Source organism: Pantoea sp. X-Soil-TKNS-1207, assembly GCF_059730485.1.
Genome location: NZ_AP035959.1, coordinates 632021 through 655773, shown reverse-complemented (window position 1 = coordinate 655773; position 23753 = coordinate 632021). Strand labels below are relative to the sequence as shown.

The following is a 23753-nucleotide window of genomic DNA, read 5'->3' as shown; positions in this document are numbered from 1 at the left end:
CACAACATGAGTCAGACACAACGGCAGCTGCGACTGGGCGCAATTATTCAGGGGGTCTCCGGCAATATGTCGGCCTGGCGTCACCCGGATGCGGTGGCCGATGCCAGCATCAACGTGGATTACGTGCTGGATCTGGCACGGAAAGCCGAGCAGGCGAAAATCGATTTTCTGTTTGTCGCCGACGGTTTATACATCACGCCGCAGTCGATACCGCATTTTCTCAACCGCTTTGAACCCATCACCCTGCTGTCGGCGCTGGCGCTGGTCACGAAGAACATCGGTCTGGTGGCGACCCTCTCCACCTCCTATAGCGAACCCTTCACCGTGGCGCGTCAGTTCGCCAGCCTCGATCATCTGAGCGCGGGCCGGGTGGGCTGGAACGTGGTGACGTCGCCGCTGGAGGGTTCGGCGAAGAACTTTTCGCGCAGCAGCCACCCCGAGCACGACGAACGTTATCGCGTCGCCAGCGAATATTTGCAGGTGGTGAAAGGGTTGTGGGACTCGTGGGAAGGGGACGCGTTTGTGCGCGACAAGGCCAGCGGCCAGTTCTTCGATGCTGACAAGCTGCACACGCTCAATCATCAGGGCAAATACTTCTCCGTGCAGGGGCCGCTCAACGTCGGACGTTCACCGCAGGGCCGCCCGGTGGTGTTCCAGGCCGGGGCGTCAGACGCCGGTAAAGCCTTTGCCGCCGAAGCCGCCGATGCCATCTACACGCGTCAGGAGACGCTGGAGCAGGCGCGTGAGTTCCGCGAAGATGTGCGCCGTCGGCTGGTGGCGAGCGGACGCGACGCCGATGATATCCGGGTTTTCCAGGGCATCAGCGTGATTATCGGCGAGAGCGAAGAGGACGCCGAACGCCGTTATCAGCAAACCGCCGCGCTGGTTACCATCGACAAAGCGCTGGAGTATCTCGGGCGCTACTTCGAACATCATGATTTCAGCCAGTACGCGCTGGATGAACCTTTCCCGGACCTCGGCGACCTCGGCGAAAACAGTTTCCGCAGCACCACCGATACCATTAAACGTAATGCCCACGCGCGTGGACTGACGCTGCGCCAGGCGGCGCTGGAAGAAGCCACGCCGCGCCCGAGTTTCCTCGGCACGGCACAGCAGGTGGCCGACGGTTTAGCGCAGTGGTTCCTCGCAGGGGCGACGGATGGCTTTATCGTGCGCGGTGGCACGCCCACGGCCTTCGATGATTTCGTCACGCAGGTGATCCCGTTGTTGCAGCAACGCGGGATTTATCGCCGCGAATACGCAGGCGAGACGTTGCGCGAAAACCTGGGACTGGCGCAGCCGGAAAATCAATTCGCGCAACGCGCCCGACAGCAGGTGGCCTGATGACCCGGCAATCACATCGACTGACGCTGGATGCCAGCCTTGAACAGCATGGCGCTCGCTATATTGAAGTTTCTCAGGCCATCTTCCAGCGCCCGGAAACCGGCAACAACGAATACTTCGCCAGCGCGCAGCTGACCCAGCTGCTGGAGGCGCAGGGGTTCACGGTCACACGCAACGTTGCCGGGCATGAAACCGCGTTCTATGCGGTGAAAGACAGCGCGCAGCCGGGGCCAACGGTGGCTTTTCTGGCGGAATATGATGCGCTGATCGGTATCGGCCACGCCTGCGGTCACAATCTGATTGGCGTGACCAGCGTAGCGGCCGCGATAACCCTGTCGCAGGTGCTGCCGGAAACCGGCGGGCGCGTGGTGGTGTTGGGCACGCCAGCCGAGGAAGGGGGGCTGGCCGGGCCGGGCGGACCAAAAGGCAATGTCAAAAAACGCTTTGTCGAAGCCGGGCTGTTAACGGATGTGGATGTGGCCCTGATGGTACATCCCGCCGGGAAAACGCGCCTGACGGAAGCGACGCTGGCGAACAATCACCTGTTTTTCCACTTCTATGGCAAGCCGTCGCACGCCGCCAGCGCGCCGCATGAGGGGATTAACGCCCTCGACGCGCTGGTGTTGCTTTACAACGGCATTAGCGTGCTGCGTCAGCAGTTGCCGGACGGGGTACGCGTGCACGGCATCATTACCAACGGCGGTCAGGCGCCGAATGTGATCCCGGAGTACGCCGCGGCGCATTACTACATTCGTGCCGACAGCCGCGAGGTTGTTGAGTCGCTCGAACCGCGCCTGCGTGCCATCGCGCAGGGCGTGGCGCTGGCAACCGGTACGCGCGTTGAAATCGACCACCAAATCGGCCCGCGCGATTTTCGCCTGAATCCGGTGCTGGATGCGCTGCTGCTGGAGGAACTGACCGCCGCCGGTGAGCAGGTCGATCTCTCGCCGCAGAAAAACAAGGTGTCAACCGATGCCGGGGATATCAGCCACGCGGTGCCAACCGCCCATCCGTGGCTGAAGATGGGTCCCGACGATCTGATTTTCCATACCGTGCCGTTCCGTGAAGCCGCCAATTCTGAACGTGGCTATCAGGCGCTGATCATCGGCGCGCGCGTGCTGGCCCGCACCGGATTGCGTCTGCTGACCGACGCTGAGCTGTTACAAAAAATCAAAGCAGATTTTGCGCGGCCATAAAGGAGAAAACCGTGTCGCAACCTTATCGCAGAAAACTGAAGACGCTGGTGGGTGCCAGCAGCGTGATCTCCGCAGGCAATGACAGCCAGCCAGGGATCGGCATCGCCCGCGCAATAGCGCTGGCGAAAATCGCCGAACACGAAAAAATTACCGCGCTGTTCACCGCCGATCTGTTGCAGGCCGATGCGGCCGGACTGGCGGGCAACACCGGCAGCCAGGACCCGCTGATTGCGCTGGCGGCGCTCAGCCAGGCAACCTCGCAGATTGGCCTGATCGCCACCGTCAGCACCAGCTGGCTGCATCCCTACCATCTGGCGCGCCAGGTCGGCACCCTCGACCATATCAGCGGTGGTCGCGCTGGCTGGAATGCGGTGACCTCATCCGTCGGCGAAGAGAATTTTGGCGGCGGCGAGCTGCCGCCACCGGCGGAACGCTATGCGCGCGCCACCGAGTTTATCGAGGTGATGAACGCGCTGTACGATGCCAACGCGCCTGACGCGGTGCAACGCAACGGCAGCGGCGGAATCCGTATCGATCCCGGTAAGCTGCATCCGATTCACTATCGGGGCGATTTTTTCCAGGTGGCCGGGCCGCTCAACGTGCCGCCGTCGCCGCAGCGCCGTCCGGTGCAGTTCCAGGCCGGGCAATCGGAAGCCGGCGTGACGCTGGGCGCGCGCTATGCCGAGGTGATTTACACCTCGCAGCCAACCTTGGCTGCCGCACAGACCTTTGTCGCGGATGTCCGGCAGCGGGCCGCGCGCTTCGGTCGCGCCGATCATCCTCCGCTGATCATGAACTCCTTTCACGCGATTATCGGCGACAGTGAGGCGGATGTGGCGCGGCGCCTGCGGGAGAAACATGATCGCATCGACTATCAGCAGGGCAGATTGCGTCTGGCGGATATGCTGGGCGGGGTGGTGGATCTCGGCGAGCTGCCGCTGGATCAGCCACTGCCTGCGCGGCTGATTCCGGAGCTGGCGCAGGTACATCGTCGTCAGGGCCGAGCGGCGATTTTCCGCCAGTACGCGCTGGAGGGGCTGACGCTGCGCGAGCTGATTATTAAAGCGGAAGAAACCGGCCACTGGTTTGTGGCAGGCACGCCGGAAACGCTGGCCGACGCGATTGAACAACGCTATCAGGCCGGGGTGCTGGACGTTATTTCGCTGCACGGGCTGGGCAATCCGGACCAGCAGGATCGGCTGCTTAACGGCCTGCTGCCGGAACTGCGTCGTCGCAAGCTGCTGGATACGGAGTATCAGGGAAGCGATTTCCGTAGCAGTCTGGAGCTGGCGCCGCTGCCGCAACGGTGAAAAACCCCCGGCCAGCAACACGCTGGCCGGTCGGTCAGGCAATGCGAATCACCACTTTCCCGACATGCTGCGCCGCTTGCAGGTAGCGGTAAGCCGCCGCGGTAGCCTGCAATGCAAACGTCTTATCGATGACCGGCTGGATAGCCTGTGCAGCGATGGCCCGCACCGCATCGCGCAGATCGGCGGTGGAACCGGTGTTATTGCCGACAATGTGCAACATTTTCTGCATAATCGGCAAAACCGGCACCGTTAGCTCAGCACCGCCAACAAAACCAATAACAAACAGCGTGGCGTTAAAGGCTGCGGCGTTAATTGATTTCGCGAAAGTCGCGCCGCCCACCGCTTCCAGCACCAAATCGGCGCCCTGACCGTGCGTCAGTTCCAGAACCGCCCGATCCCACTCCGGCGTGGTGCGATAATTAATTCCCTCATCCGCCCCCAGCGCTTTCACCCGCGCCAGCTTGTCATCCGATGAAGAAAGGATGATCACGCGCGCGCCAGCCGCTTTGGCGTATTGCAACGCAAACAGGCTGACGCCGCCGGTACCCAGCAGCAGTACCGTGCTGCCGGGGCGCACTTTGCCTGTGACGATGGCGTTCCAGGCGGTGGTGGCGGCAATCGGCAGCGTGGCGGCCTGTTCCCAGCTGAGAAAATCCGGGATGCGTACCAGCGCATCCGCCGCGACCACCGCATATTGCGCCAGGCCGCCATCGCTGGAGACGCCGCGATGCGCCTGGAGATGCCGGGCCTGGAGGGGGCCAGAATGCCAGCTGAACATCATCCCCGGCACCACACGATCGCCGGGTTGCCAGCCGCTGACGCCGTCTCCCAGCGCCACGATTGCGCCTGCGCTGTCGGCGCCCGGAATGATTGGGCGCGCGATGCGGCCAAATTGCCCGGTGGCCAGCGCTAAATCGAGGTAGTTCAGGCTGACGGCGTGCTGACGAATCAATACTTCGCCATATCCTGGTTGTGGGCGCGGAAGTTCGGTCAATTGCAGGGCGTCCAGTGATGGCGCGGTTAACTGAATAGCTTGCATAGTTTTCTCCGGTTGTGGCATCAGGCTTTATCCTGCCGCAGAAAGGAGCGCTATAATCGCTACGATTCGCAAATGATCATTGCATGGGGTGCAATAATGCAGGACGACGATTTTCGCCAGCGCGAAGCCTTTCTGGCCGTGGTGCGCGCCGGGAGTTTCAGCGCCGGGGCGCGGGAGCTGGGGCGTGATGTTTCGGTGATCTCGCGCCGCATTGCCGCGCTGGAAAAACGGCTGGGGATTCGGCTGATTGAACGCACCACGCGGCGCATCCGTCCGACGGAAGAGGGGCAGCGCTACCGGCAAAAAATCGAACTGGCGGATGAGCTGCTGCGCGAAGCTGAAGAGGAGGCACGGCAGCTTGCGGCGCGTCCGGCCGGGACCATCCGGCTAAGCGCGCCAGCCGCTTTTGGTCGCCGCTGGGTGGCACAGGCGCTGCCGGGCTTTTTACAACATTATCCCGACATCCGCCTGCTGCTGAGCTGCAATGACCGCTACGTTGACCTGATTGGCGATAATTATGATCTCGCGGTTCGTATCGGCGTGCTGGCCGATAACCGTCTGACCGCGCGCAGGCTGGCACCGACGCGTCGCCTGCTATGCGTTGCGCCGGATTATCTGCAACGGCATCCGGCGCTGGACGTGCCGGAGGATCTGCGTCAGCACGACTGCCTGGGGTTTACGCCGATGGCGACCTGGCCGGAGTGGAAACTGGCGCGGGCCGGACAAACGGTGTCCGTCACGGTGCAAACCCGCTTTGCCAGCGATGATATCGATACGCTGATCGCGGCGGGACTGGCTGGCCATGGCGTGCTGATGGTGGCCGACTGGCTGGTACAGCGCGAGCTGGCTGAGGGGACGCTGGTGCCGGTGCTGACGGAGTGGCAGCCTGGCGGCGAAGATGGCGTCTGGCTGGTAAAACCCTCCAGCCAGTTGCAGTCAGCTAAGGTTACGGCGCTGACCGACTGGCTGACGGCGTGGTTCGCGGTTAAGCGCTGGTGATCAGCTGCTGCAACGCCGCCGCGCTGGCGTCATCGTCCGGGACATACACCAGCAAACGGTCGCCATTGCGTGAGGCGGACCACCAGTTGTTCTGCCGCAGTGCCATTTCGCCCACGCTGGCGCGCTGAAAGCGCTTTACGCGGTTCTCCACTTTGCCCAATTCATAACGCTGCCAGGTGCGACCAAATTCGTCGGAACTGGCCAGCAGGCGGGCGAGAAAACTTTCCCAGTGCGGGTCGCCGAGATGCTCCCCCATCTGACCACGAAACATCGCCACCATCTGCGGCATCACCTCATCCCAATCTGCCATCGCCGCGCGCCAGCCGGGATGGTTGAACGCCAGCCAGATGCAGTTGCGATCCTCCTGTGGGATCTCCGCCAAAGCCACGCCCATCAGCGCGCACCAGGCGGCGTTGTAACCGAGGATATCGAAGCGCGGCGTTTCGATAATCGCCGGTAACTGGATCGCATCCAGCATCTGCTGATTATGGGCGGCGATTTTGCAGCAGGCGGCCACCTCCCGCACCGACGGCAGACTATGCCCGGCGAGGGAAAACAGATGCTGAGTTTCCACATCATTGCACTGCAACGCGCTGGCGATGGCGGTGAGGGTTTTCGGCGAGGCTTTGATATCACGCCCCTGTTCCAGCCAGGTGTACCAGGTCACGCCAACGTCCGCCAGCTGCGCCACTTCTTCGCGCCGCAGGCCCGGCGTGCGGCGATGACGCATACGCGGCAAGCCAAGGCGATTCGGGTCGAGACTCTCGCGCCGCGTACGCAAAAAAGTACCCAATAGTTTTCGGCTGTCGCTGGCGGCTCGGGTGGCCGGTTGCGCTGTGGTCATCGGCGGATCTCCTGACAAGACGGGTAGTATTTATACCATGATAAACAAGAACTGGTACCCGTTTAATGATTAGGTGATGCTATGCCGCAGTGAAGACAAAAACAAGGGCAAAACCGATGCAAACATCGCAACTTCAACGGGCAGGATTGCTGGTTCTGCTGGCCGGGCAGCTGCTGCCGATGATCGACTTTTCAATCGTAAACGTGGCGCTCGATGCAATGGCGCATACGCTGCGCGCGACGCCGATTGAACTGGCGCTGATCGTGGCGGTTTACGGCATTGCTTTCGCCATCTGTCTGGCGATGGCTGGACGACTGGGGGATAACTATGGCCGTCGCAAGGTGTTCCTGGCGGGGGTAGGGATTTTTGGTCTGGCGTCGCTGCTGTGCGGTATCGCCAATAGCGTCGGGCTGCTGATGTTCGCCCGTGCGTTGCAGGGGGTCGGGGCGGCGTTTATCGTGCCGCAAATCCTTGCCACGCTGCACGTCACCCTGAAGGGGCGGGAACATGCGCGGGCTATCGGCCTGTACGGCGGGATCGGCGGGCTGGCGTTTATTATCGGCCAGGTGCTGGGCGGTTTTCTGATTAAGGCGGATATCGGCGGCTATGGCTGGCGCAGCGTGTTTCTTATCAACCTGCCGATTTGCCTGTTTGTGCTGGTGACCGCGCGCCGTTTTGTGCCGGAAACGCGCAATAGCCAGCGTGTGGCGATTGACGTCAGCGGCACGCTGCTGCTGGCCGGTGCGGTCGGCAGCCTGATGCTGGCGCTGGCGCTTGGTCCGGTGCTGCACTGGTCGTGGCCGTGCGTGCTGCTGCTGGCGCTGTTCCCGCTGTGTCTGCTGCGTCTGCGTCAGAGTTCCTTGCGGCTGGAAGCGGCGCAGGGCGCACCGCTGCTGCCGCCGTCGCTGCTGCGCCTGCCGGGGGTTCGTTTTGGCCTGACCATGGCGGTGCTGTTCTTCTCCTGCTGGAGCGGCTTTATGTTCGCCGTGGCGCTGACGCTGCAATCCGGGCTGGGGCTGAGCGCTTTCCAGTCGGGCAACGCTTTCATTGCGCTGGGTGCGGCCTATTTTATCGGATCGCTGCAAACCACCCGCATGGTGGAACGGCGCGGCAAACGCACCACGCTGCTGACCGGCTGTGCCATTCAGATGGTGGGTCTGCTTTGGCTTATCGCCACGCTACACCTCGCCTGGCCGAATGTCGGCGTGGTGACGCTGATCCCATCAACGGCGCTGATTGGCTTTGGTCAGTCGTTTATCGTCAGCACCTTTTACCGTATCGGTATGACCGGGGTGCCGCATCATCAGGCGGGCGCGGGCAGCGCGATGCTGTCAACCGTGCAGCAATCGGCGCTGGGTTTAGGGCCAATGTTGCTCGGCAGCGTGTTTACCCAGCTGTATCTGCATGGCAATCATCTGTCGGCGATTTCCGGCACTCTGGTGGTGGAATGGTGCCTGATGGCGGTGCTGGTGGTGTTAACCAGTCTCAACCGTCGCCCCTTCCAGACCCCCGTCGCGGAAAGCTAAATGTATGTCTGGCGTAATCCTTGTGGGGTGATTTCAGCAGGAGAGTTTCACCTTATTGTAAAATAACCGAAAATCCGTCTGTCGCGATGAATTTACCTTTGGCTCAGCGGTCTTTTTTCCGGAACATAACGCCACAACTGACGGGCTGAACCACGCGTTCAGCCCGTTTTATGTGGTGCGGGATGAAGGCATTCGAACCAGGCACAGGAATAGCGGCAGGCTCATAGCAGATGAAAAAGATGTTAACCGGGTTACTTTTCATAGTAACCACCACTGCCTTCGGTGCAGATGATTTTACCCTCAGGGATATTCATTTCGATGGATTGCAGCGTGTCGCACCGGGTGCGGCTATGCTGAGCATGCCGCTGCGTGTCGGCGATCGTGTCAATGATGACGACATCAAAAATACCATTCGTGCCTTGTTTGCCACCGGCAACTTCGAAGATGTGCAGGTGTTGCGTGACGGCGATACGCTGCTGATTAAAGTGAGGGAACGTCCGGCGATTGCCAGCATCTCCTTCTCCGGCAACAAAGCCATCAAAGAAGATCAGCTGAAACAGAATCTGGATGCCTCCGGCGTGCGCGTCGGTGAAGCGCTCGACCGCACCATGCTGTCGTCGATTGAAAAGGGGCTGGAGGATTTCTACTACAGCGTCGGGAAATATACCGCCAGCGTAAAAGCGGTGGTGACGCCGCTGCCACGTAACCGCGTCGATCTGAAATTTATCTTTACCGAAGGCGTATCGGCGAAAATTCAGCAGATCAATATCGTGGGCAACCATGCCTTTTCCGATGATGAACTGGTCTCGCAATTCCAGCTGCGTGACGATGTGCCCTGGTGGAATTTCATTGCCGATCAGAAATACCAGAAACAAAAACTTTCCGGCGATCTGGAAACGCTGCGCAGTTATTATCTCGACCGCGGTTATGCGCGCTTCAATATTGATTCTACCCAGGTCAGTTTAACCCCGGACCGTAAAGGCATTTACATCACCGTCAATATTCACGAAGGGGATGTTTATCACGTCAGCGGCGTAACCGTGACCGGCGATCTGGCGGGACACTCGGCCGAAATCGAAAAACTGGCTCAGCAACCGAAAGGCGGCCTCTACAGCGGCGCGAAGATTACCCAGAACGAAGAAGCGATCAAAAGCCTGCTGGGTCGTTACGGCTATGCCTTCCCGCAGGTGAGTACTCAGCCGGAAATTAACGACAGCGACAAATCGGTAAAACTGCACGTCAATGTCGATGCCGGACACCGTTTCTATGTGCGCCAGGTGCGTTTCGAAGGTAACGACACGTCGAAAGATTCGGTGCTGCGTCGCGAAATGCGTCAGATGGAAGGCTCCTGGCTGGCAAGCAATGAAGTTGACCAGGGTAAACAACGTCTGAATCGTACCGGCTACTTTGAAAACGTCGATGTGGATACGCAGCGCGTACCGGGCAGCCCGGACCAGGTCGATGTGGTTTATAAAGTGAAGGAGCGCAACACCGGCACCTTCAACGTCGGCGTCGGCTACGGCACCGACAGCGGCGTGAGCTTCCAGCTCGGGGTCAGCCAGGATAACTGGATGGGCACCGGTAACACCGTTGGCTTTAGCGGCACCAAAAACGATTATCAGACTTACGTGGAGTTGTCCGCCACCAACCCGTACTTCACGGTGGACGGCGTCAGCCTTGGCGGCAAACTGTTCTACAACGACTACAAAGCGGACGATGACGACCTCTCCGAATATACGCTGAAGAGTCTGGGGGCCGGCACCAGCTTAAGTTTCCCGATCAGCGAAAATAACAGCATTAATACCGGGTTGGATTACGTCTACAACCGCGTCAGCAATATGGCTCCGCAGGTTGCGATGTGGCGTTATCTGGACTCCGTGGGCGTCCATCCCAACGTTATCGAAACCGATGATGATGAAGCGGATGATGATTATGAAACCACCTCCAATACCTTTAGCGCCAATGACGTCTTCTGGAGTGTCGGCTGGGGATATAACTCTCTGGACCGTGGTTTCTTCCCGACATCCGGCGTGTCAGCGGGCTTTAACACCAAAGTCACCATTCCGGGTTCAACCAACAGCTACTACAAAAGTACGCTTAACGCGAACGCCTATCTCCCGCTCAGCAGCGATCATCGCTGGGTGTTGATGGGGCGCACCAAGGCGGGTTATGCCGATGGACTCGGCGGGAAAGAAGTGCCGTTCTACGACAACTTCTATGCCGGTGGTTCCAGCTCGGTACGTGGTTTCTCCTCCAACACCATTGGTCCGAAAGCCGCCTATTACAGCTGTGCCGGTAGCGAAAGCAGCTACGGCAACTGTGCAGTGGCGAAATCGGATGATGCGGTGGGCGGTAACGCCATGGCAGTCGCCAGCGCCGAGCTGATCGTGCCGACGCCGTTTGTCAGCGAACGTTATGAAAGCTCGCTGCGTACCTCAATGTTTGTCGATGCCGGTACGGTGTGGGATACCAAATGGGAAAATACTGCGGCAACGCGTGCGGCGGGTATCCCGGATTACGGTGATCCGAGTGAAATCCGTGTTTCCAGCGGTCTGGCATTGCAATGGCAGTCGCCGCTGGGTCCGCTGGTGTTCTCCTATGCGGTGCCGATCAAGAAATATGAAGGCGATAAGGCTGAACAGTTCCAGTTTAATATCGGGAAAACCTGGTAAATGTTAAATTCTGAATCAGACTTTACATTATCTTTAAACGGATAAGACAGACTGGAATATTCAGACGAGTAAAATAGTCATCGTGCAATGCTTAAGGAATGAGTGTTCGCGAACATCGTTGTTATGCGTTACAGATTAACTGAATTTAATTTCGCCACCCTTTTTAAGGGTGGCTTTTTTATATTCAGCCCGCGGATTCGTTTAAGCGATAACCGGTTTCCGTATCAAACAGATGTATTTTCTCGCTATTAAAGCCCAGCATCAGTGCATCGCCGCTGCTGGCGGCGTGACGCCCGGCAAGCTGCATATGTAGCGCATGGCCGTGCCAGTCGAGATGCAGCAGGGTGGACTCACCGGTGATCTCCACCACTTTCACGGCGGCAGGCGCGCCGTTGCTGACTTCACGCAAATCATGCGGACGCAAACCAATGGTCACTTTATCGCCATCCCGCTCGCGCGCCACACCATGCCAGCGCGCCGGCAACGGTTGCCACAGATCCTGACACTGCACACCCGGAATCCCATCATGGGCGATTAACTGCGCGGGCAGCAGGTTCATCGGCGGCGAACCGATAAATCGCGCCACAAAGGTATTCGCCGGACGATCGTAAATCGCCAGCGGCGCGCCCTGTTGCACGATGCGCCCTGCCTGCATCACCACAATCTGATCGGCCAGCGTCATCGCCTCCACCTGATCGTGGGTGACGTACACCATGGTGGTTTTGAAGCGCTGATGCAGCGCTTTGATCTCCGCACGCAGCTCCATACGCAGCTGCGCATCAAGGTTTGACAGCGGTTCATCGAACAGGAACACCTGCGGATTGCGCACCATGGCGCGGCCCATCGCCACGCGCTGACGCTGCCCGCCTGACAGGGCGCGCGGGTAGCGCTGTAACAGTTGATCGATACCCAGAATCGCCGCGATACGCTGGATTTTGCTCTGCTGCTCCTCGCGTTTCACCTTCTTGACCTGCATATGGAACGCCAGGTTTTCTGCCACCGTCAGGTGCGGGTAAAGCGCGTAGCTCTGAAACACCATCGCCATATCGCGGTCAGCGGGATCGCGATCGTTAATCTGTACCTTGTCCATCAGGATGGCGCCGTCGGAGAGACTCTCCAGCCCGGCCAGCAGGCGCAGCAGCGTCGATTTGCCGCAGCCAGACGGCCCGACCAGCACGGTAAAGCTGCCATCGGGAATGGTCAGATCGAGCGGATGCAGCACCGATTGTTTGCCGTAGCGCTTGGCGACTTTGATCAGTTCAACACTGGCCATGATTAAGATTCCTTTGCCGAAAATTGGAGTTGTTGCCAGTCGGGATAGCGGCGCGGCGTGGTGCTGATTGCCAGCGCGGCCACGGCGATGCCCCATTGCAGCGCGCGGGCGGCATCCTGCTGATGCAGCAGCGCGGTGAGAAACCCGGCGTTAAAGCTGTCGCCCGCGCCAATGGTATCGATCACCGTCACCGGACGCGCAGGCTGGCTGAGCTGCTGGTCGCGCTGCCAGCAGCGGGCGCCCTGTTCGCCGCATTTCACCACGCAACCGCCGCGCCCGCTGAGCTGCTGCGTCAGCCATTGCGCGCTGGCGCTTAAGGTAGCCGCCGCGGCCAGACCGAGGGTTTCCACTTCATTCAGTAGCAGCCAGTCGCACAGCGGCAGCCAGCGGGCGATAGCCTGCCTGACCTCATCCGTCCAGCCCTGCGGCGGCCAGCCGGTATCCACGGCAATCAGGTAGCCGCGCTGGCGCAGTTCGCTCAGCAGCGCGGGATATTCGTCATACAGATGCAGGCAGAGAAAAGTGCCGCACAGCAGCACGATATCGCCCGGCTCGGCCTGCTGCGGCAGCTGTGCCAGCACCTGCTGCGCCGTCAGCTGTACGATATGGCCGTAGTTGCTGAGAAACGAACGTTCGTGATCGGAGTGGGTGACGCCCACCGTCAGCGAGGTTTCGCAGGTCGTGCGCGGCCAGTGTGCGGCGCTGTGGGGAAAATGGCTCGCCAGCCACTGGCTCAGTCCATCATCGCCCTGATTGGCGATGGCGCGATGACGCACCTGCATCGCCTCCAGCGCCAGCGCGCAGTTGCCCGCTGAACCGCCCGGACGCAGCTCGCTGTGTTTCACCATCACCTCGGTGCCGCGCTGCGGCCACTGGTCCAGCGTGCCCATGATTAAATCGACGTTAATATTGCCCACCACATATAAGGTGGCGGTGGCAGCCGTTGTGCTGATCATTCTTTACTCCCGCCGCTGGCAAGGCCGCTTACCAGCGTCTTCTGTAGCCAGATAGCAATAAACAGTGGAGGCACCGAGGCCAGAATACCGACCGCCGCAATCAGGCCGTCATCGGTAGCGCGTCCGGCGGTAAACCCGGCAATGGTGACCGGCAGGGTTTGCGCGGCGATATTGCTGGTGAACAACAGGGCGTAGAAGAATTCGTCCCACGCCAGCAGCCAGCCGAACAGCGCTGCCGCTCCCAATACCGGCTTCGCCAGCGGCAGAGTGATGCGCAGCAACACCTGCCAGACGCGTAACCCATCCAGGCGCGCCGCCTGCTCGATATCCTGCGGCAGGGCATCGAACTGGTTTTTCAGCATCCAGGTGAGGAAGGGCAAAATCAGCGAACAATAAACGATGATCAGGCCTGGGCGGGTATTGAGCAGGTCGAACTGCTGCAACAAAAAGTACAGCGGCAGCACAAAAGCCACCGGCGGCACCATGTAGATAGCCAGCGAGGCAAACAGCCAGCCATCGCGACCCCGATAGCGCGAGAAGCTGAACGCAGCCGGGATCGCCAGCAGCAGACAAATTACCGTGGCGCCGGTTGCCACCAGTAGGCTGTTGCCGAGGGCGTGCAGAAACAGCGTGCCGGGCTGGTCGGGCGCCAGCGACAGCAGCCTGCCATAGCGGGTGAAATCCCACTGACGCGGTATCCACTCCAGCGGCACACGCGTCAGATCGCTGGTGGCGCTGACGCTCATCAGAAACAGCCAGCCCATCGGTGCCAGCACCGAAACGGCGACCAGCAGGGCAGCGAAATATTTCGCGCCGGTGCGCAGCTTAGCCTTCATAAGCGCTCCCGCGACGGCGTTGCCGCCACAATAACAACATGTAAATCGTGATTAACACCGCGCACAGCAGGGTCATCAGCATGGCATAAGCCGCGCCGCTTCCGGCCCGCAGGTAGCTAAAGGATTCCTGATAAACATAAAAGCTCAGGGTTTTGGTGCTGTCGACCGGGCCACCGCGCGTCATGACGTAGATAATGTCGAAGATCTTGAACGCATCGATGGTACGTAACACCAGGGCCACGCTGAGAGGGCCGACAATCGCCGGGAAGGTGATGGCGCGAAAACGCCGCCAGGCGGAGGCGCCATCCAGCCGTGCCGCTTCGAAGAGGTCATCCGGGATTGATTGCAGCGCCGCCAGTACCAGCAGCGTCACCAGCGGGTAGTTTTTCCAGATATCTGCGAACATCACGGCGTTCAGCGCTGAATCCGGCGATCCCAGCCAGCTGCGATAGCCATCGATAATGCCCAACTGGGTCAGCAGCGCGTTGATGCTGCCGTAGTCCGGGTTGAAATTCAGTCGCCACATCATGGCGTTGACGATGGTCGGCAGCGCCCAGGGCAGGATCACCAGCACGCGCAAGACGTTGCGACCTGCAAATTTCTGATTCAGCAACAGCGCAACCAGCACGCCAATCACCCCTTCAAACGCCACCGACACCACCGTGAAGTAGAGCGTGCGCCAGAGCGAGGTCTGAAAATCGGCATCGGTGATGGCAAACAGATAGTTTTCCAGCCCGACCCAACCGGGCGCTTCTCCGCTGCCAATCAGGGCGGCATCGGTGAAACTGAGCCAGATAGTGCGCAGCAGAGGCCAGGCGGTGAGCAGCAGCATCACCAGTAACATGGGTGCCAGCAGCACCCATGCCTGCCGCTGTTCGCGTTGACGCAAACTCAGCATACTGGCTCCTTAATGCAGATGTGCCGCGCTCTTATCTACCGTCTGCATGGCTGCTTCCGGCGTCACCTTACCCAGCAGCACCTGTTGTAGCTGCTGTTGCAGGCTGTTGGAAAGGCGGGAGTAGTCGGCGGTTTCCGGGCGCGACAACATCACGTTAAGCGATTTGTCGGCGGCGGCAATCAGGCTTTCCTGGTTTTTCAGCACCGCCGGGTCCTGATAGGAGCTTTTCCAGATGGGCAGACTCAGGGTGGCGTATTTGTTCTGCACCGGCTGCGAGGTCATATAGTTGATGTACTGCCACGCCTGGTCCGGATGGCTGCTGCCTTTGGCAATACCAAGGCCCATCGAACCGTTGACGGCGCCAACTTTACCCGGTGCGTCGCCCGGCGCAGGCATGATGCCTACCTGGCCCGCCACCTTGCTCTGCTTGGGATCGTTCGCCATGTTGTACATGTAGGTCCAGTTCAGGGCGAACGCCGCATCGCCGTTGGAGAAGGATTTACGCACGTCCTCTTCCAGATATTCGCGTGATGCCGGGTTGGTCAGGCCTTCATCCAGCGAACTTTTCATCAGTTTTACCGCCTGCAATGACGCCGGGCTGGAGAAATCAAGCTTGCCGTCCTGGTAGAACTTGCCGCCAAAACCGGAGACCAGCGTGGTGTAATCGCACACCAGCGCTTCGGCCTGCGACCAGCTCCACACCAGCGGATACTTCACGATATTTTTCTGTTTGATGATGCGCGCGTCATCCATCACCTGTTGCCAGGTTTGCGGCAGGGCAGTGATACCGGCTTTGTCCAGCATCGCTTTGTTGTAGTACAGGTATTTGGTATCGAGGATCCACGGCATACCGAGGGTTTTACCTTTGAACACCACGGTGTTCATCGCGCCAGGGAAAATCTGGGATTTCTCTTCCGGCGTGATGCGGCTGCTCACGTCCTGCAACAGATCGAAACGGGTAAACTCGGCGGGCCAGATGGCATCAAACAGCACCACATCATAGCCGTTCCCCCCGGCGCCGCGCGCGGCAACGATTTTGTCGTGCAGCGCTTCGTAGGGGACAAACTCCAGATTGACCTGCACGTCCGGGTGCGCTTTTTCAAATTCCTGTGTCATGGCACGAATGTCGTTCTCGCTATAAGCAGCCTGGGTCATAAACAGCGCATTGATCGAGGTGGCCGCTGTTGCGCTTCCCGCGCTCACTAACAGCATGGCTGCAAAACATCCTTTCAGCGTGGGGGTGAATCGGGTTTTCATGGTTTTCTCCGCCTTGATGCAAAAAGAGGGTGTTTAATTAAATCAATTTGATTGATTTAATAACGCGCACAGGTTGTCAGATTGCTGGGGCTGACATCGATTAGCTTAAGCAAGTGACGTGCCAGGGCAGAAATCTCGCTTGCCACTGTGCATTACTCTGCACAGATTTTTTCGTCTGTCAGGTGATCAGCATGGAAAATGTGTAGGCGATCATAGATATTGATGCGGTTGCGGTTAAGGGCTAAAGGAACAGGATGAAAACGTCGGGAACCAATCTGGAACACGCGCGTGCGCACAACCGCCGCGTGATCATCGAAGCCATTCGGCTGCACGGCGAACTGACGCGTGCCGAGCTGGCGCGCCTGACCGCCTTAACTCCGCAGACGGTATCGAACATTGTGGCGGAACTGGAAGAAGCGGAGCTGCTTGCCAGCCGTCAGCCACGCAAGCAGGGACGTGGGCAACCGGCGATTCCGGTGACGTTAAATCCGGCCAGCGCCTGGTCGATTGGTATCCATCTGGATCATCAGACGTTGTTGATCGTGCTGGTGGATCTGACCGGCGAAATCCATTTCCGTCGCCTTATTCTGGTGCAGAAACCCCAGCCGGTTGCCACCTTAGCGCGCATCGCCGAGGTGCTGGCGGAGATCAAAACCCAGCTGGGCGCACGCTGGCAGAAGGTGCTGGGTATCGGCGTGGTGATGCCGGGGCCGTTTGGCGTTGAGGGGATCTCCTCGGTGGGTCCAACCACGCTTAATGGCTGGGAGAAGGTGGATATCGAGGCGGAGCTGGCGGGCATGAGCGGATTGCCGGTGACGCTGGAAAACGATGCCACGGTAGCGGCGATTGGCGAGCGTTTTCACGGCGTGGCGCGTCAGCTTAACTCCTTTATTTATCTCTATATCGGCACCGGCCTGGGCGCCGGGATCTTCACCGATGGTCATATCTATACCGGCCATGCGCACAACGCCGGGGAAGTGGGGCATATCGTTATCGAACCCGGCGGACGCGCCTGTTATTGCGGCAACCAGGGTTGTCTCGAACGTTATGTGTCGTTGCAGGCGGCCTATGAATTTTGCGGGCTGGACCCGATGACCGCGCTGCCGGACGATTTACTTGAGGTTGACCCGGCCTTATTTGATCGCTGGATCGACAGCGTGCTGGCACCGCTGCGTCAGGCCATTAATATGCTGGAATGTGTGTTCGATGCGGAAAGCGTGATTATCGGCGGCATGATGCCTGCCGCGCTGCTGGATAAGATCGTTCAGCGCCTGCCGCCGTTGTATCAATCGGTGCGCGGCCGTTATCTCACCGGGTCGCGGCTGAAAACCGGGATGACCGGCAGCGATACTGCCGCGCTCGGCGCCGCAGCCTTGCCGATCTTCGACGAATTTAACCCGCAGTTTCAGGTTTTAATGAAATAACGGCGCGCCCGCTGCTTCAGGCCAGTAAGGCTGGCAGCAGCGGAAGAAGATGATTTTGCGTCAGCGGGGCCAGTTTCAGTTGTTGCTCGCCCTCCGGCTGATACCAGACCGCTTCTTCAATTTCCGCGGTTGGCACGAAATCCGTCTGCTCGGTGATCAGATGAAAGATTTCCGCGACCACTTCCTGTCCCGGCTCGTTAGCCGCAACGTCGGTGAAGCGTCCGACATAGATGCATTGCTCCGGCACCGTGGTTAAACCCAGTTCTTCCTGCAACTCGCGCGCCAGGGCCGTCTTCGCTGGCTCGTTCGCCTCGATCTTGCCGCCTGGCTGCATAAAAAACGGGGTGCCACGCTTTCTGACCAACAGGCAGCGTCCTGCTGCGTCGGTAATGATGGCCGAAGCGATATAAATCTTTTTCTTTTCACTCATGTTTTCTGTTCCTTAACCGTTCTCGTCACTCGCTGACTGTTATAGTTAGCTCGATCACAGTTATCGCACTAATTATCAATCATGAAACGATAACTATAGTTATTATTACTTCCATCGAAGGCGCACAGTCTTCTGCCAAAACAAACCAAAGGAATAAGACCATGAAAACTATCAAAGCTATGTCCATCGCCGCTGTTGCCGCTCTTTCACTGATGTCATTTGGCAGCTTCGCTCAGAGCATCTCCGTCACCTCTTCAACTCTCGACGGTGCGGAAGCGAAAATCGCCGCTCAGGCACAGCAGCAGGGTGCACAGTACAAAATTACCGAAGCGAACACCAACAATCGTGTTCATATGACCGCCGAGCTGTATAAATAACGCTCAGAGGTTGAAGGTGTATCGGAAAGGTCGCCGTAAGGCGGCCTTTTTTGCGTCTGAATCCGTTGCGCGATAAATCGCGCCGCTACGGTGCGGTGCGGATTTCGGGCCGGTCGCCATTAATGGCGACCCTACGGAGCAAATCATCCGCGCGGAAATAACGTTGATAACAAATCCGTAGGGCGCGCATTAATGCGCACCAGGCAAATCATCCGCGCGGAAATAACGTTGATAACAAATCTGTAGGGTGCGCATTAATGCGCACCAGGCAAACCACCGGCATTTAATGACGTTCAGATTTTTTGATGCACTTCAGCAAAATGCTCAGCTTTTACTCAACGAACGACAGGTCTATTCTTTCTCGCATCGGGGCAGAACGCCCCACCACTTAAAAAATCTCTGAGGAAATGACCATGAAATCTATCAAAACTTTCGTTGTAGTTGCGGCTCTGAGTCTGGTTTCTTTCGGCAGCTTCGCACAAAGCATCACCGCTTCCGCCTCAACGCTGGACGGTGCCGAAGCCAAAATCGCTGCGCAGGCGGCACAGCAGGGCGCGCAGTATAAAATTACCGAAGCGAACACCAATAACCGTGTTCATATGACCGCCGAGCTGTATAAATAACGGTTAGTGGTTGAGGAAGTAGCGGAAAAGGTCGCCGTAAGGCGGCCTTTTTTGCGTCTGGAATCGTTGCGCGATAAATCGCGCCGCTACGGTGCGATGCGATTTTCAGGCTGGTCGCCATCAATGGCGACCCGGCAACAATCTGCAAACAACAAAGGCCGCACTGGGCGACCTTTTTGCATCTGTATCCATTGCGCGTTCGATCGCGCCTGGCTGGCTTAAAGCGAACGGGCCGCTTCCTCGATGACTTTCGCCACGGCTTTAGGCTGTGAAACATACACCGCGTGGCTGCCTTTCACCTCGGTCACCTGCGCATGGGCGCGTTGATACATGGCGCGTTCGGAATCCGGGTTGATCATCCGGTCTTCGGTGGCGACCACCGCATAAACCGGTTTGTTTTTCCATGCCGGGTTGGCGATTTTGGTTCCGCCGATACTGGCTGCCATCGGCACCTGTGAAATCGCCATGTAGTTTGCCTGCGCAACCGGGACGTCGGCAGCAAAATCCTGCGCGAAGTGGGCCGGATTAACCGCCAGGAAACCGCCGGGAAGCAGGCCGATACTGGTCGCCTTGCCGGGTTTGCTCTGAATCAGCTGCCCCAGCGACTCGCCCTCATCCGGTGCGAAGGCGGCGATGTAAACCAGACCGGCTACCTTCGCATCATTCCCGGCCTCGGTGATCACCGCGCCGCCATAGCTATGCCCCACCAGAATGGCTGGGCCAGTTTGCTGCGCCAGTACATTTTTCGTTGCTGTTACGTCATCGGCCAGTGAGGTCAGCGGCTCCTGCACTACGCTGACGTGATAACCGTCTTTCTGCAGGATTTGTGCGACAGCTTTCCAGCCGGAGCCATCAGCATAGGCACCGTGGACCAGTACAACGTTTTTCACGGGCTGAGCGGGTGCAGCAAAAACCGGGGCGGACAGGGTGAATACGCAGGCGGCGGCAAGGAGAGTGCGGGTAAATTTCATGATCTTGTGCTCCGAAGTTGTGATGGAAGTTTAATTTGTCTCGATAACATTTATCGCGATAAATGACATCATAGGCGCAAAAAGAGTAAAGTAAAGAAAATTATTTATCGCGATATGTTTTATCGTTGTAATCATCGGTATGCGCTAAGGAGAATCACCGTGAGCCTGCCTGCACCTTTACCGCTCAGCGAACAGCTGTGCTTTACGATTTATTCGGCTGGACTGACCATCGCCCGGCTTTACAAGCCGATTCTCGACGAGTTCGGCATTACCTATCCTCAGCATCTGGTACTGGATGTGCTGGCTGAAGGCGGCGATCAGACGGTGGGTGAGATCGCCGAACGCCTGATGCTGGAACCGAGCACCATTACGCCACTGCTGAAACGGCTGGAAGTGGGGGGATTTGTCAGTCGTCGCCGCAATCCGCACAACGAGCGGCAGGTGATCGTGGCATTGCTGGAGAAGGGCAAAACATTACAGTTCCAGACGAAATGCCTCAGCGAGACGTTATTGAAATCATCCGGCCTGATGCCTGCGGATCTGATTCGCATGAATGCGGATATCAGCGCCCTTAACGCGGCGCTGGTGGGGAACGTGGCGGCGCCGGAGAGTTAACTGACGCTGATGCTGCCCGTAAGGTCGGCTTCATAACGGTTGAGGCCGAAAATCTGCCAGTCAACCCGCTGCGCGCCAAGGGTAAATACCACGGTTGCCAGCGTGTTTTCATCATCGGGATCCTGGGCGGAGAGGCGATAGATGGGCAGTTGCGCATCATGCTGGTCGGACAAAATGGCTTTGGCGGTTGCCGTGGTGAGCTGCGGCTGGTCTGCCAGCCAGCGCGTCAGTCGGTCCTGACGCGCTGCGGAACTTTCCGTCACCAGTTGCCCGACATCCGCCATCTGCGGGTCAATCAGATGATTGGCGTGCCCGAACGCACCGGATAACGGCCGCACCGCGCTGCCCGAACCGGTCGCTTCTACGCTGAAAATCCGCGCGTCGCCCAGCTGGCCGAGCGTATGGTGGAAGGCACCGGCGCGGGGTTGAGACGTTAACAGGGCGACAGCCTCGTCCAGCGTGCTGGCGTTCAGCGCCGCACGCGCCAGCACCTGGCGTGGTAAACCTGCTGGCCGGTGTAAGGCGCGAATGTTATTGACGGTATTCACCACGCCTTTTTCGTTGACGGCAAAGGTATGGCCGCAGATCGAGCCGGGATAGGCAAAACTGGTAAACGCCAGCCCTTCATCCGGTGTGATCTGCACCAGCGCACAATCGGCACGCAGCTGCGGAAAGCCATCTTCGTTATGCGCGATGATCCGCTCACCGCGGCTGTTGCAACCGGCCACCGTGGTACAGCCATCCGAGGTTGAGCGCACCAGATCGCCCCGGCAGTTCCAGGCAAATACGTGGTCAATACTCGCCTCAAGCCCCTGCGCCAGTCCCTCCAGCTCCTGCCAGATCAGCGGATATTCGGCCATCACGCGCTCGCGCATCGCCAGCGTCGGCGCGGAGGTACGCATGGCGATCACCGTCTGCCACAGCGCGGTTTGGGTCAGTTTCTGGTGCCAGGCGTCGCGGCCAGACTCGCCGAGACGCTTGCCGATGGCGAAAGGAGAACCGCTGATGGAGATTGTTTTCATGGTGTTTTTATTCACTTCTCGGTGCAGATAATAAAATCCTGGGTGTCCGGGACAGGCGTCTGTGCCCCGTTCATGATCATCGAAAGGAAGCTGTAATAGCCATTGATGCCTATCAGGTCAACCACGCCTTTTTCGCCCCATAACGCGATGGCCTGTTGCCAGATATCGTCGCTCACTGATTTCTGCTGTTGCAGCTGCTGACAGAAGTGATACACCACCCATTCATCCGCCTGTAAATCTTCCGGCTGGCGTTGTTCATTAATCGCTTGCACCGCGCTGGCGGCAATGCCTTTGTCGCGGGCGATAGGGGCGTGAATGGCCCACTCAACCGGCTGTGACCAGTGGCGGGCGGTAAGCAGAATCGCCAGTTCCGACAGACGCTGACCCAGCGCGCTGCGATAACGCAGGTATTCACCCATGCGTTGGGCGTGTGCCATCAGTTCCGGGCTGCGCAGCAGCGGCTCAAACGGCGGCAACAGCGCGCCGCGTGGTCCATTGATGATCTCTTCTGCCAGCTGGCGCTGCTCGTCGCTCCACTGTGTGGCAGCGAGGGCGGGTAAACGGTTCATAACGGGCGTCCTCTCAGCTTACGCGTCTCTTCGCGAATCACCTGATGCAGCGTATCCACCACAAAATCCAGCTGCGGGCGGGTTACGATAAAGGGCGGGGCGATAAGGATGTGATCGCCATATTGTCCGTCGACGGTGCCGCCCATCGGATAGACCATTAACCCACGCGCCATACATTGCGCCTTAATGGCGGCATGTAGCTTCAGCGAGGGGTCGAATGGGGTTTTGCTCGCTTTATCCTGCACCAGTTCCACACCAGCGAACAGGCCGCGGCCGCGCGTGTCGCCGACGTGCGGCAGTTCACCCAGCACCTCATGCAGCGCCTGATGCAAATACGCGCCCAGCTGCTGCACCTGTTCAGGCAGGTTATCGCGTTCGATGATCTGTTGCACCGCCAGCGCCGCCGCTGCCGCCGTCGGGTGGCAGATATAGGTATGGCCATGCTGGAACAGGCCGCTGCCTGCCTGCAACGCGGCGACGATCTTTTCGCTCGCCAGCACGGCGCCAATCGGCTGATAGCCGCCGCCCAGGCCTTTCGCGATGGTGACGATGTCCGGCACCACGCCATCCTGCTCAAAGGCGTGCAGGGTGCCGGTGCGACCCATGCCGCACATCACTTCATCGGCGATATACAGGATGCCGTACTTGTCACATAAACGCCGCACGCCCTGGAAGTAACCAGGGGTGGGCGGTGTGGCGCCGGTGGTGGCGCCGACTACCGTTTCGGCGCAAAAACCGATGATAGTTTCCGGGCCAGCCGTGATGATGGCCTCTTCCAGCTCGTTCAGCAGACGCTGCGTGTATTGCTGCTGGCTCTCATCAGCGCGGCGATCGCGGTATTCATTGCAGGCTGACACGCGCACCACATCCATTAATAGCGGAGCGAACTGACGACGACGCCATTCGTTTCCCCCCACCGCCAGCGCGCCGAGGGTGTTGCCGTGATAGCTCTGCTTACGGGCAATAAAGGTTGTGCGCTGAGGCTGGCCGGTTTCAACGCAATACTGGCGTGCCAGTTTCAGCGCAGTTTCCACCGCTTCTGAACCGCCTGAGACGAAGTAGGCATAGTTCAGGTCGCTAGGAGCGGTGCGGGTGAGCTGCGTCGCCAGTTGTTCAACGGTTTCACTGGTGAAAAAGCTGGTGTGGGCATAAGCCAGCTGATCAATCTGGCGATGCATGGCAGCCAGCACCTCGGGATGACCATGACCCAGGCAGGACACCGCGGCACCGCCGCAGGCATCAAGATAACGCTTACCACTGGCATCGGTGATGTACGCCCCTTGCGCGCTGACAGCCACGGCTGGCGTGGCGCGAAGGCTGCGGTGAATGATGTGACTCATGCTTTTTTCCTGCTCGTGAAACGCGTGCGCGATAGAGGGAAAACATCTTGCAGGATTCATTTGAATCACGTCAATGCAATATTGATTCAAATGAATTTATTTTTTTCGCCATAGCGTCAAATGAATCGCGCTTCAGCGCGTGTCGGGGAAGTTATGATTAGCACGATCACAGTTATCGCACTAATTATCAATCTAGAAACGATAACTATGGTTATTATTACTTCCATCGAAG

At 58.8% G+C, this 23753-nt stretch carries 22 protein-coding genes; 10 read left to right on the top strand and 12 right to left on the bottom strand.

The window, feature by feature from the left end; translation table 11 throughout:
- Positions 1 to 6 precede the first annotated feature (6 nt).
- Genes AC6I8V_RS23160 through AC6I8V_RS23150 form a run of 3 tightly spaced genes read left to right on the top strand, consistent with a single transcriptional unit; the run spans position 7 to position 3850 of the window.
- A complete protein-coding gene (locus AC6I8V_RS23160) occupies positions 7 to 1344 on the top strand; it encodes an LLM class flavin-dependent oxidoreductase (protein WP_497846161.1) in 1338 nt (445 codons plus the stop codon).
- Positions 1344 to 2540, top strand: coding sequence for a M20 family metallopeptidase (locus AC6I8V_RS23155; protein WP_497846160.1), 1197 nt, complete (start codon positions 1344 to 1346; stop codon positions 2538 to 2540). Before AC6I8V_RS23160 ends, AC6I8V_RS23155 begins: the two co-directional genes overlap by 1 nt.
- A gap of 11 nt (positions 2541 to 2551) precedes the next feature.
- Positions 2552 to 3850, top strand: a complete 1299-nt coding sequence (locus AC6I8V_RS23150) for an NtaA/DmoA family FMN-dependent monooxygenase (protein WP_497846159.1) — start codon at positions 2552 to 2554, stop codon at positions 3848 to 3850.
- 34 nt (positions 3851 to 3884) lie between these two features.
- Here the strand turns inward: AC6I8V_RS23150 and AC6I8V_RS23145 are convergent, their stop codons facing one another.
- Positions 3885 to 4889, bottom strand: coding sequence for a zinc-dependent alcohol dehydrogenase family protein (locus AC6I8V_RS23145; RefSeq protein WP_497846158.1), 1005 nt, complete (start codon positions 4887 to 4889; stop codon positions 3885 to 3887).
- Between the two features lie 96 nt (positions 4890 to 4985).
- On the opposite strand from AC6I8V_RS23145, the gene AC6I8V_RS23140 reads away from it, so the two are divergent.
- The gene (locus AC6I8V_RS23140; RefSeq protein ID WP_497846157.1) at positions 4986 to 5888 is read left to right on the top strand and encodes a LysR family transcriptional regulator; all 903 of its coding nucleotides are present in this window, start codon (positions 4986 to 4988) and stop codon (positions 5886 to 5888) included.
- Here AC6I8V_RS23140 and AC6I8V_RS23135 read toward each other — a convergent pair.
- Positions 5875 to 6732, bottom strand: a complete 858-nt coding sequence (locus AC6I8V_RS23135; protein WP_497846156.1) for a helix-turn-helix transcriptional regulator — start codon at positions 6730 to 6732, stop codon at positions 5875 to 5877. The two genes, AC6I8V_RS23140 and AC6I8V_RS23135, sit on opposite strands and share 14 nt — an antisense overlap.
- Before the next feature lie 116 nt (positions 6733 to 6848).
- Between AC6I8V_RS23135 and AC6I8V_RS23130 the strand changes: the two genes are divergently transcribed.
- Both AC6I8V_RS23130 and bamA read left to right on the top strand, forming a co-directional pair.
- On the top strand, positions 6849 to 8258 hold the full coding sequence (locus tag AC6I8V_RS23130) for an MFS transporter (RefSeq protein WP_497846155.1): 1410 nt from the start codon (positions 6849 to 6851) through the stop codon (positions 8256 to 8258).
- A 230-nt stretch (positions 8259 to 8488) separates the two neighbouring features.
- Positions 8489 to 10930: an outer membrane protein assembly factor BamA gene (gene bamA / locus AC6I8V_RS23125; protein ID WP_497846153.1), complete on the top strand. Its 2442-nt coding sequence runs from the start codon at positions 8489 to 8491 to the stop codon at positions 10928 to 10930.
- Between the two features lie 184 nt (positions 10931 to 11114).
- On the opposite strand, the gene AC6I8V_RS23120 is transcribed toward bamA, so the two are convergent.
- The 5 genes from AC6I8V_RS23120 to AC6I8V_RS23100 are packed head-to-tail and all read right to left on the bottom strand — an operon-like array spanning position 11115 to position 16150.
- Positions 11115 to 12203 (bottom strand): ABC transporter ATP-binding protein, encoded by a 1089-nt coding sequence (locus AC6I8V_RS23120; protein WP_497846152.1) that lies wholly within the window; start codon positions 12201 to 12203, stop codon positions 11115 to 11117.
- 2 nt (positions 12204 to 12205) lie between these two features.
- The gene (locus AC6I8V_RS23115; protein WP_497846151.1) at positions 12206 to 13159 is read right to left on the bottom strand and encodes a carbohydrate kinase family protein; all 954 of its coding nucleotides are present in this window, start codon (positions 13157 to 13159) and stop codon (positions 12206 to 12208) included.
- Positions 13156 to 13995 carry a carbohydrate ABC transporter permease gene (locus AC6I8V_RS23110; RefSeq protein ID WP_497846150.1) on the bottom strand — a complete coding sequence of 280 codons (840 nt, stop codon included), beginning with the start codon at positions 13993 to 13995 and terminating at the stop codon, positions 13156 to 13158. Before AC6I8V_RS23110 ends, AC6I8V_RS23115 begins: the two co-directional genes overlap by 4 nt.
- Positions 13985 to 14893 carry a carbohydrate ABC transporter permease gene (locus tag AC6I8V_RS23105; protein WP_497846149.1) on the bottom strand — a complete coding sequence of 303 codons (909 nt, stop codon included), beginning with the start codon at positions 14891 to 14893 and terminating at the stop codon, positions 13985 to 13987. The genes AC6I8V_RS23110 and AC6I8V_RS23105 overlap by 11 nt, the downstream gene beginning before the upstream one ends.
- A gap of 9 nt (positions 14894 to 14902) precedes the next feature.
- Positions 14903 to 16150 carry an extracellular solute-binding protein gene (locus AC6I8V_RS23100; protein ID WP_497846148.1) on the bottom strand — a complete coding sequence of 416 codons (1248 nt, stop codon included), beginning with the start codon at positions 16148 to 16150 and terminating at the stop codon, positions 14903 to 14905.
- Between the two features lie 254 nt (positions 16151 to 16404).
- Here AC6I8V_RS23100 and AC6I8V_RS23095 point away from each other — a divergent pair, with 254 nt between their 5' ends.
- The gene (locus AC6I8V_RS23095) at positions 16405 to 17574 is read left to right on the top strand and encodes an ROK family protein (protein ID WP_497846147.1); all 1170 of its coding nucleotides are present in this window, start codon (positions 16405 to 16407) and stop codon (positions 17572 to 17574) included.
- A 16-nt stretch (positions 17575 to 17590) separates the two neighbouring features.
- Here AC6I8V_RS23095 and AC6I8V_RS23090 read toward each other — a convergent pair whose 3' ends face one another.
- On the bottom strand, positions 17591 to 18004 hold the full coding sequence (locus AC6I8V_RS23090) for an NUDIX hydrolase (RefSeq protein ID WP_497846145.1): 414 nt from the start codon (positions 18002 to 18004) through the stop codon (positions 17591 to 17593).
- Positions 18005 to 18165: 161 nt separating this feature from the next.
- Between AC6I8V_RS23090 and AC6I8V_RS23085 the strand changes: the two genes are divergently transcribed.
- A complete protein-coding gene (locus AC6I8V_RS23085) occupies positions 18166 to 18381 on the top strand; it encodes a YdgH/BhsA/McbA-like domain containing protein (protein ID WP_497846144.1) in 216 nt (71 codons plus the stop codon).
- A gap of 413 nt (positions 18382 to 18794) precedes the next feature.
- Positions 18795 to 19004 carry a YdgH/BhsA/McbA-like domain containing protein gene (locus AC6I8V_RS23080; protein WP_497846142.1) on the top strand — a complete coding sequence of 70 codons (210 nt, stop codon included), beginning with the start codon at positions 18795 to 18797 and terminating at the stop codon, positions 19002 to 19004.
- 218 nt (positions 19005 to 19222) lie between these two features.
- Here AC6I8V_RS23080 and AC6I8V_RS23075 read toward each other — a convergent pair whose 3' ends face one another.
- Entirely contained in the window at positions 19223 to 19975 is a 753-nt protein-coding gene (locus AC6I8V_RS23075) for an alpha/beta fold hydrolase (protein ID WP_497846141.1), read from the bottom strand.
- A 114-nt stretch (positions 19976 to 20089) separates the two neighbouring features.
- On the opposite strand from AC6I8V_RS23075, the gene AC6I8V_RS23070 reads away from it, so the two are divergent.
- Positions 20090 to 20590 carry a MarR family winged helix-turn-helix transcriptional regulator gene (locus tag AC6I8V_RS23070; protein WP_497846140.1) on the top strand — a complete coding sequence of 167 codons (501 nt, stop codon included), beginning with the start codon at positions 20090 to 20092 and terminating at the stop codon, positions 20588 to 20590.
- Here AC6I8V_RS23070 and AC6I8V_RS23065 read toward each other — a convergent pair.
- Genes AC6I8V_RS23065 through AC6I8V_RS23055 form a run of 3 tightly spaced genes read right to left on the bottom strand, consistent with a single transcriptional unit; the run spans position 20587 to position 23521 of the window.
- Entirely contained in the window at positions 20587 to 21612 is a 1026-nt protein-coding gene (locus tag AC6I8V_RS23065) for a C45 family autoproteolytic acyltransferase/hydrolase (protein ID WP_497846139.1), read from the bottom strand. The two genes, AC6I8V_RS23070 and AC6I8V_RS23065, sit on opposite strands and share 4 nt — an antisense overlap.
- Before the next feature lie 11 nt (positions 21613 to 21623).
- A complete protein-coding gene (locus tag AC6I8V_RS23060; RefSeq protein ID WP_497846138.1) occupies positions 21624 to 22181 on the bottom strand; it encodes a carboxymuconolactone decarboxylase family protein in 558 nt (185 codons plus the stop codon).
- Positions 22178 to 23521, bottom strand: a complete 1344-nt coding sequence (locus tag AC6I8V_RS23055) for an aspartate aminotransferase family protein (protein WP_497846137.1) — start codon at positions 23519 to 23521, stop codon at positions 22178 to 22180. Before AC6I8V_RS23055 ends, AC6I8V_RS23060 begins: the two co-directional genes overlap by 4 nt.
- Positions 23522 to 23753: the final 232 nt, after the last annotated feature.

What these genes read in the sequence shown, in the direction of transcription:
- AC6I8V_RS23090 (WP_497846145.1), bottom strand. Translation starts at nt 18,004, where the DNA reads ATGAGTGAAAAGAAAAAGATTTATATCGCTTCGGCCATCATTACCGAC.
- AC6I8V_RS23140 (WP_497846157.1), top strand. Translation starts at nt 4,986, where the DNA reads ATGCAGGACGACGATTTTCGCCAGCGCGAAGCCTTTCTGGCCGTGGTG.
- bamA (WP_497846153.1), top strand. Translation starts at nt 8,489, where the DNA reads ATGAAAAAGATGTTAACCGGGTTACTTTTCATAGTAACCACCACTGCC.
- AC6I8V_RS23065 (WP_497846139.1), bottom strand. Translation starts at nt 21,612, where the DNA reads ATGAAAACAATCTCCATCAGCGGTTCTCCTTTCGCCATCGGCAAGCGT.
- AC6I8V_RS23110 (WP_497846150.1), bottom strand. Translation starts at nt 13,995, where the DNA reads ATGAAGGCTAAGCTGCGCACCGGCGCGAAATATTTCGCTGCCCTGCTG.
- AC6I8V_RS23155 (WP_497846160.1), top strand. Translation starts at nt 1,344, where the DNA reads ATGACCCGGCAATCACATCGACTGACGCTGGATGCCAGCCTTGAACAG.
- AC6I8V_RS23105 (WP_497846149.1), bottom strand. Translation starts at nt 14,893, where the DNA reads ATGCTGAGTTTGCGTCAACGCGAACAGCGGCAGGCATGGGTGCTGCTG.
- AC6I8V_RS23130 (WP_497846155.1), top strand. Translation starts at nt 6,849, where the DNA reads ATGCAAACATCGCAACTTCAACGGGCAGGATTGCTGGTTCTGCTGGCC.
- AC6I8V_RS23145 (WP_497846158.1), bottom strand. Translation starts at nt 4,889, where the DNA reads ATGCAAGCTATTCAGTTAACCGCGCCATCACTGGACGCCCTGCAATTG.
- AC6I8V_RS23160 (WP_497846161.1), top strand. Translation starts at nt 7, where the DNA reads ATGAGTCAGACACAACGGCAGCTGCGACTGGGCGCAATTATTCAGGGG.
- AC6I8V_RS23060 (WP_497846138.1), bottom strand. Translation starts at nt 22,181, where the DNA reads ATGAACCGTTTACCCGCCCTCGCTGCCACACAGTGGAGCGACGAGCAG.
- AC6I8V_RS23100 (WP_497846148.1), bottom strand. Translation starts at nt 16,150, where the DNA reads ATGAAAACCCGATTCACCCCCACGCTGAAAGGATGTTTTGCAGCCATG.
- AC6I8V_RS23085 (WP_497846144.1), top strand. Translation starts at nt 18,166, where the DNA reads ATGAAAACTATCAAAGCTATGTCCATCGCCGCTGTTGCCGCTCTTTCA.
- AC6I8V_RS23120 (WP_497846152.1), bottom strand. Translation starts at nt 12,203, where the DNA reads ATGGCCAGTGTTGAACTGATCAAAGTCGCCAAGCGCTACGGCAAACAA.
- AC6I8V_RS23055 (WP_497846137.1), bottom strand. Translation starts at nt 23,521, where the DNA reads ATGAGTCACATCATTCACCGCAGCCTTCGCGCCACGCCAGCCGTGGCT.
- AC6I8V_RS23115 (WP_497846151.1), bottom strand. Translation starts at nt 13,159, where the DNA reads ATGATCAGCACAACGGCTGCCACCGCCACCTTATATGTGGTGGGCAAT.
- AC6I8V_RS23135 (WP_497846156.1), bottom strand. Translation starts at nt 6,732, where the DNA reads ATGACCACAGCGCAACCGGCCACCCGAGCCGCCAGCGACAGCCGAAAA.
- AC6I8V_RS23095 (WP_497846147.1), top strand. Translation starts at nt 16,405, where the DNA reads ATGAAAACGTCGGGAACCAATCTGGAACACGCGCGTGCGCACAACCGC.
- AC6I8V_RS23070 (WP_497846140.1), top strand. Translation starts at nt 20,090, where the DNA reads ATGTTTTATCGTTGTAATCATCGGTATGCGCTAAGGAGAATCACCGTG.
- AC6I8V_RS23080 (WP_497846142.1), top strand. Translation starts at nt 18,795, where the DNA reads ATGAAATCTATCAAAACTTTCGTTGTAGTTGCGGCTCTGAGTCTGGTT.
- AC6I8V_RS23075 (WP_497846141.1), bottom strand. Translation starts at nt 19,975, where the DNA reads ATGAAATTTACCCGCACTCTCCTTGCCGCCGCCTGCGTATTCACCCTG.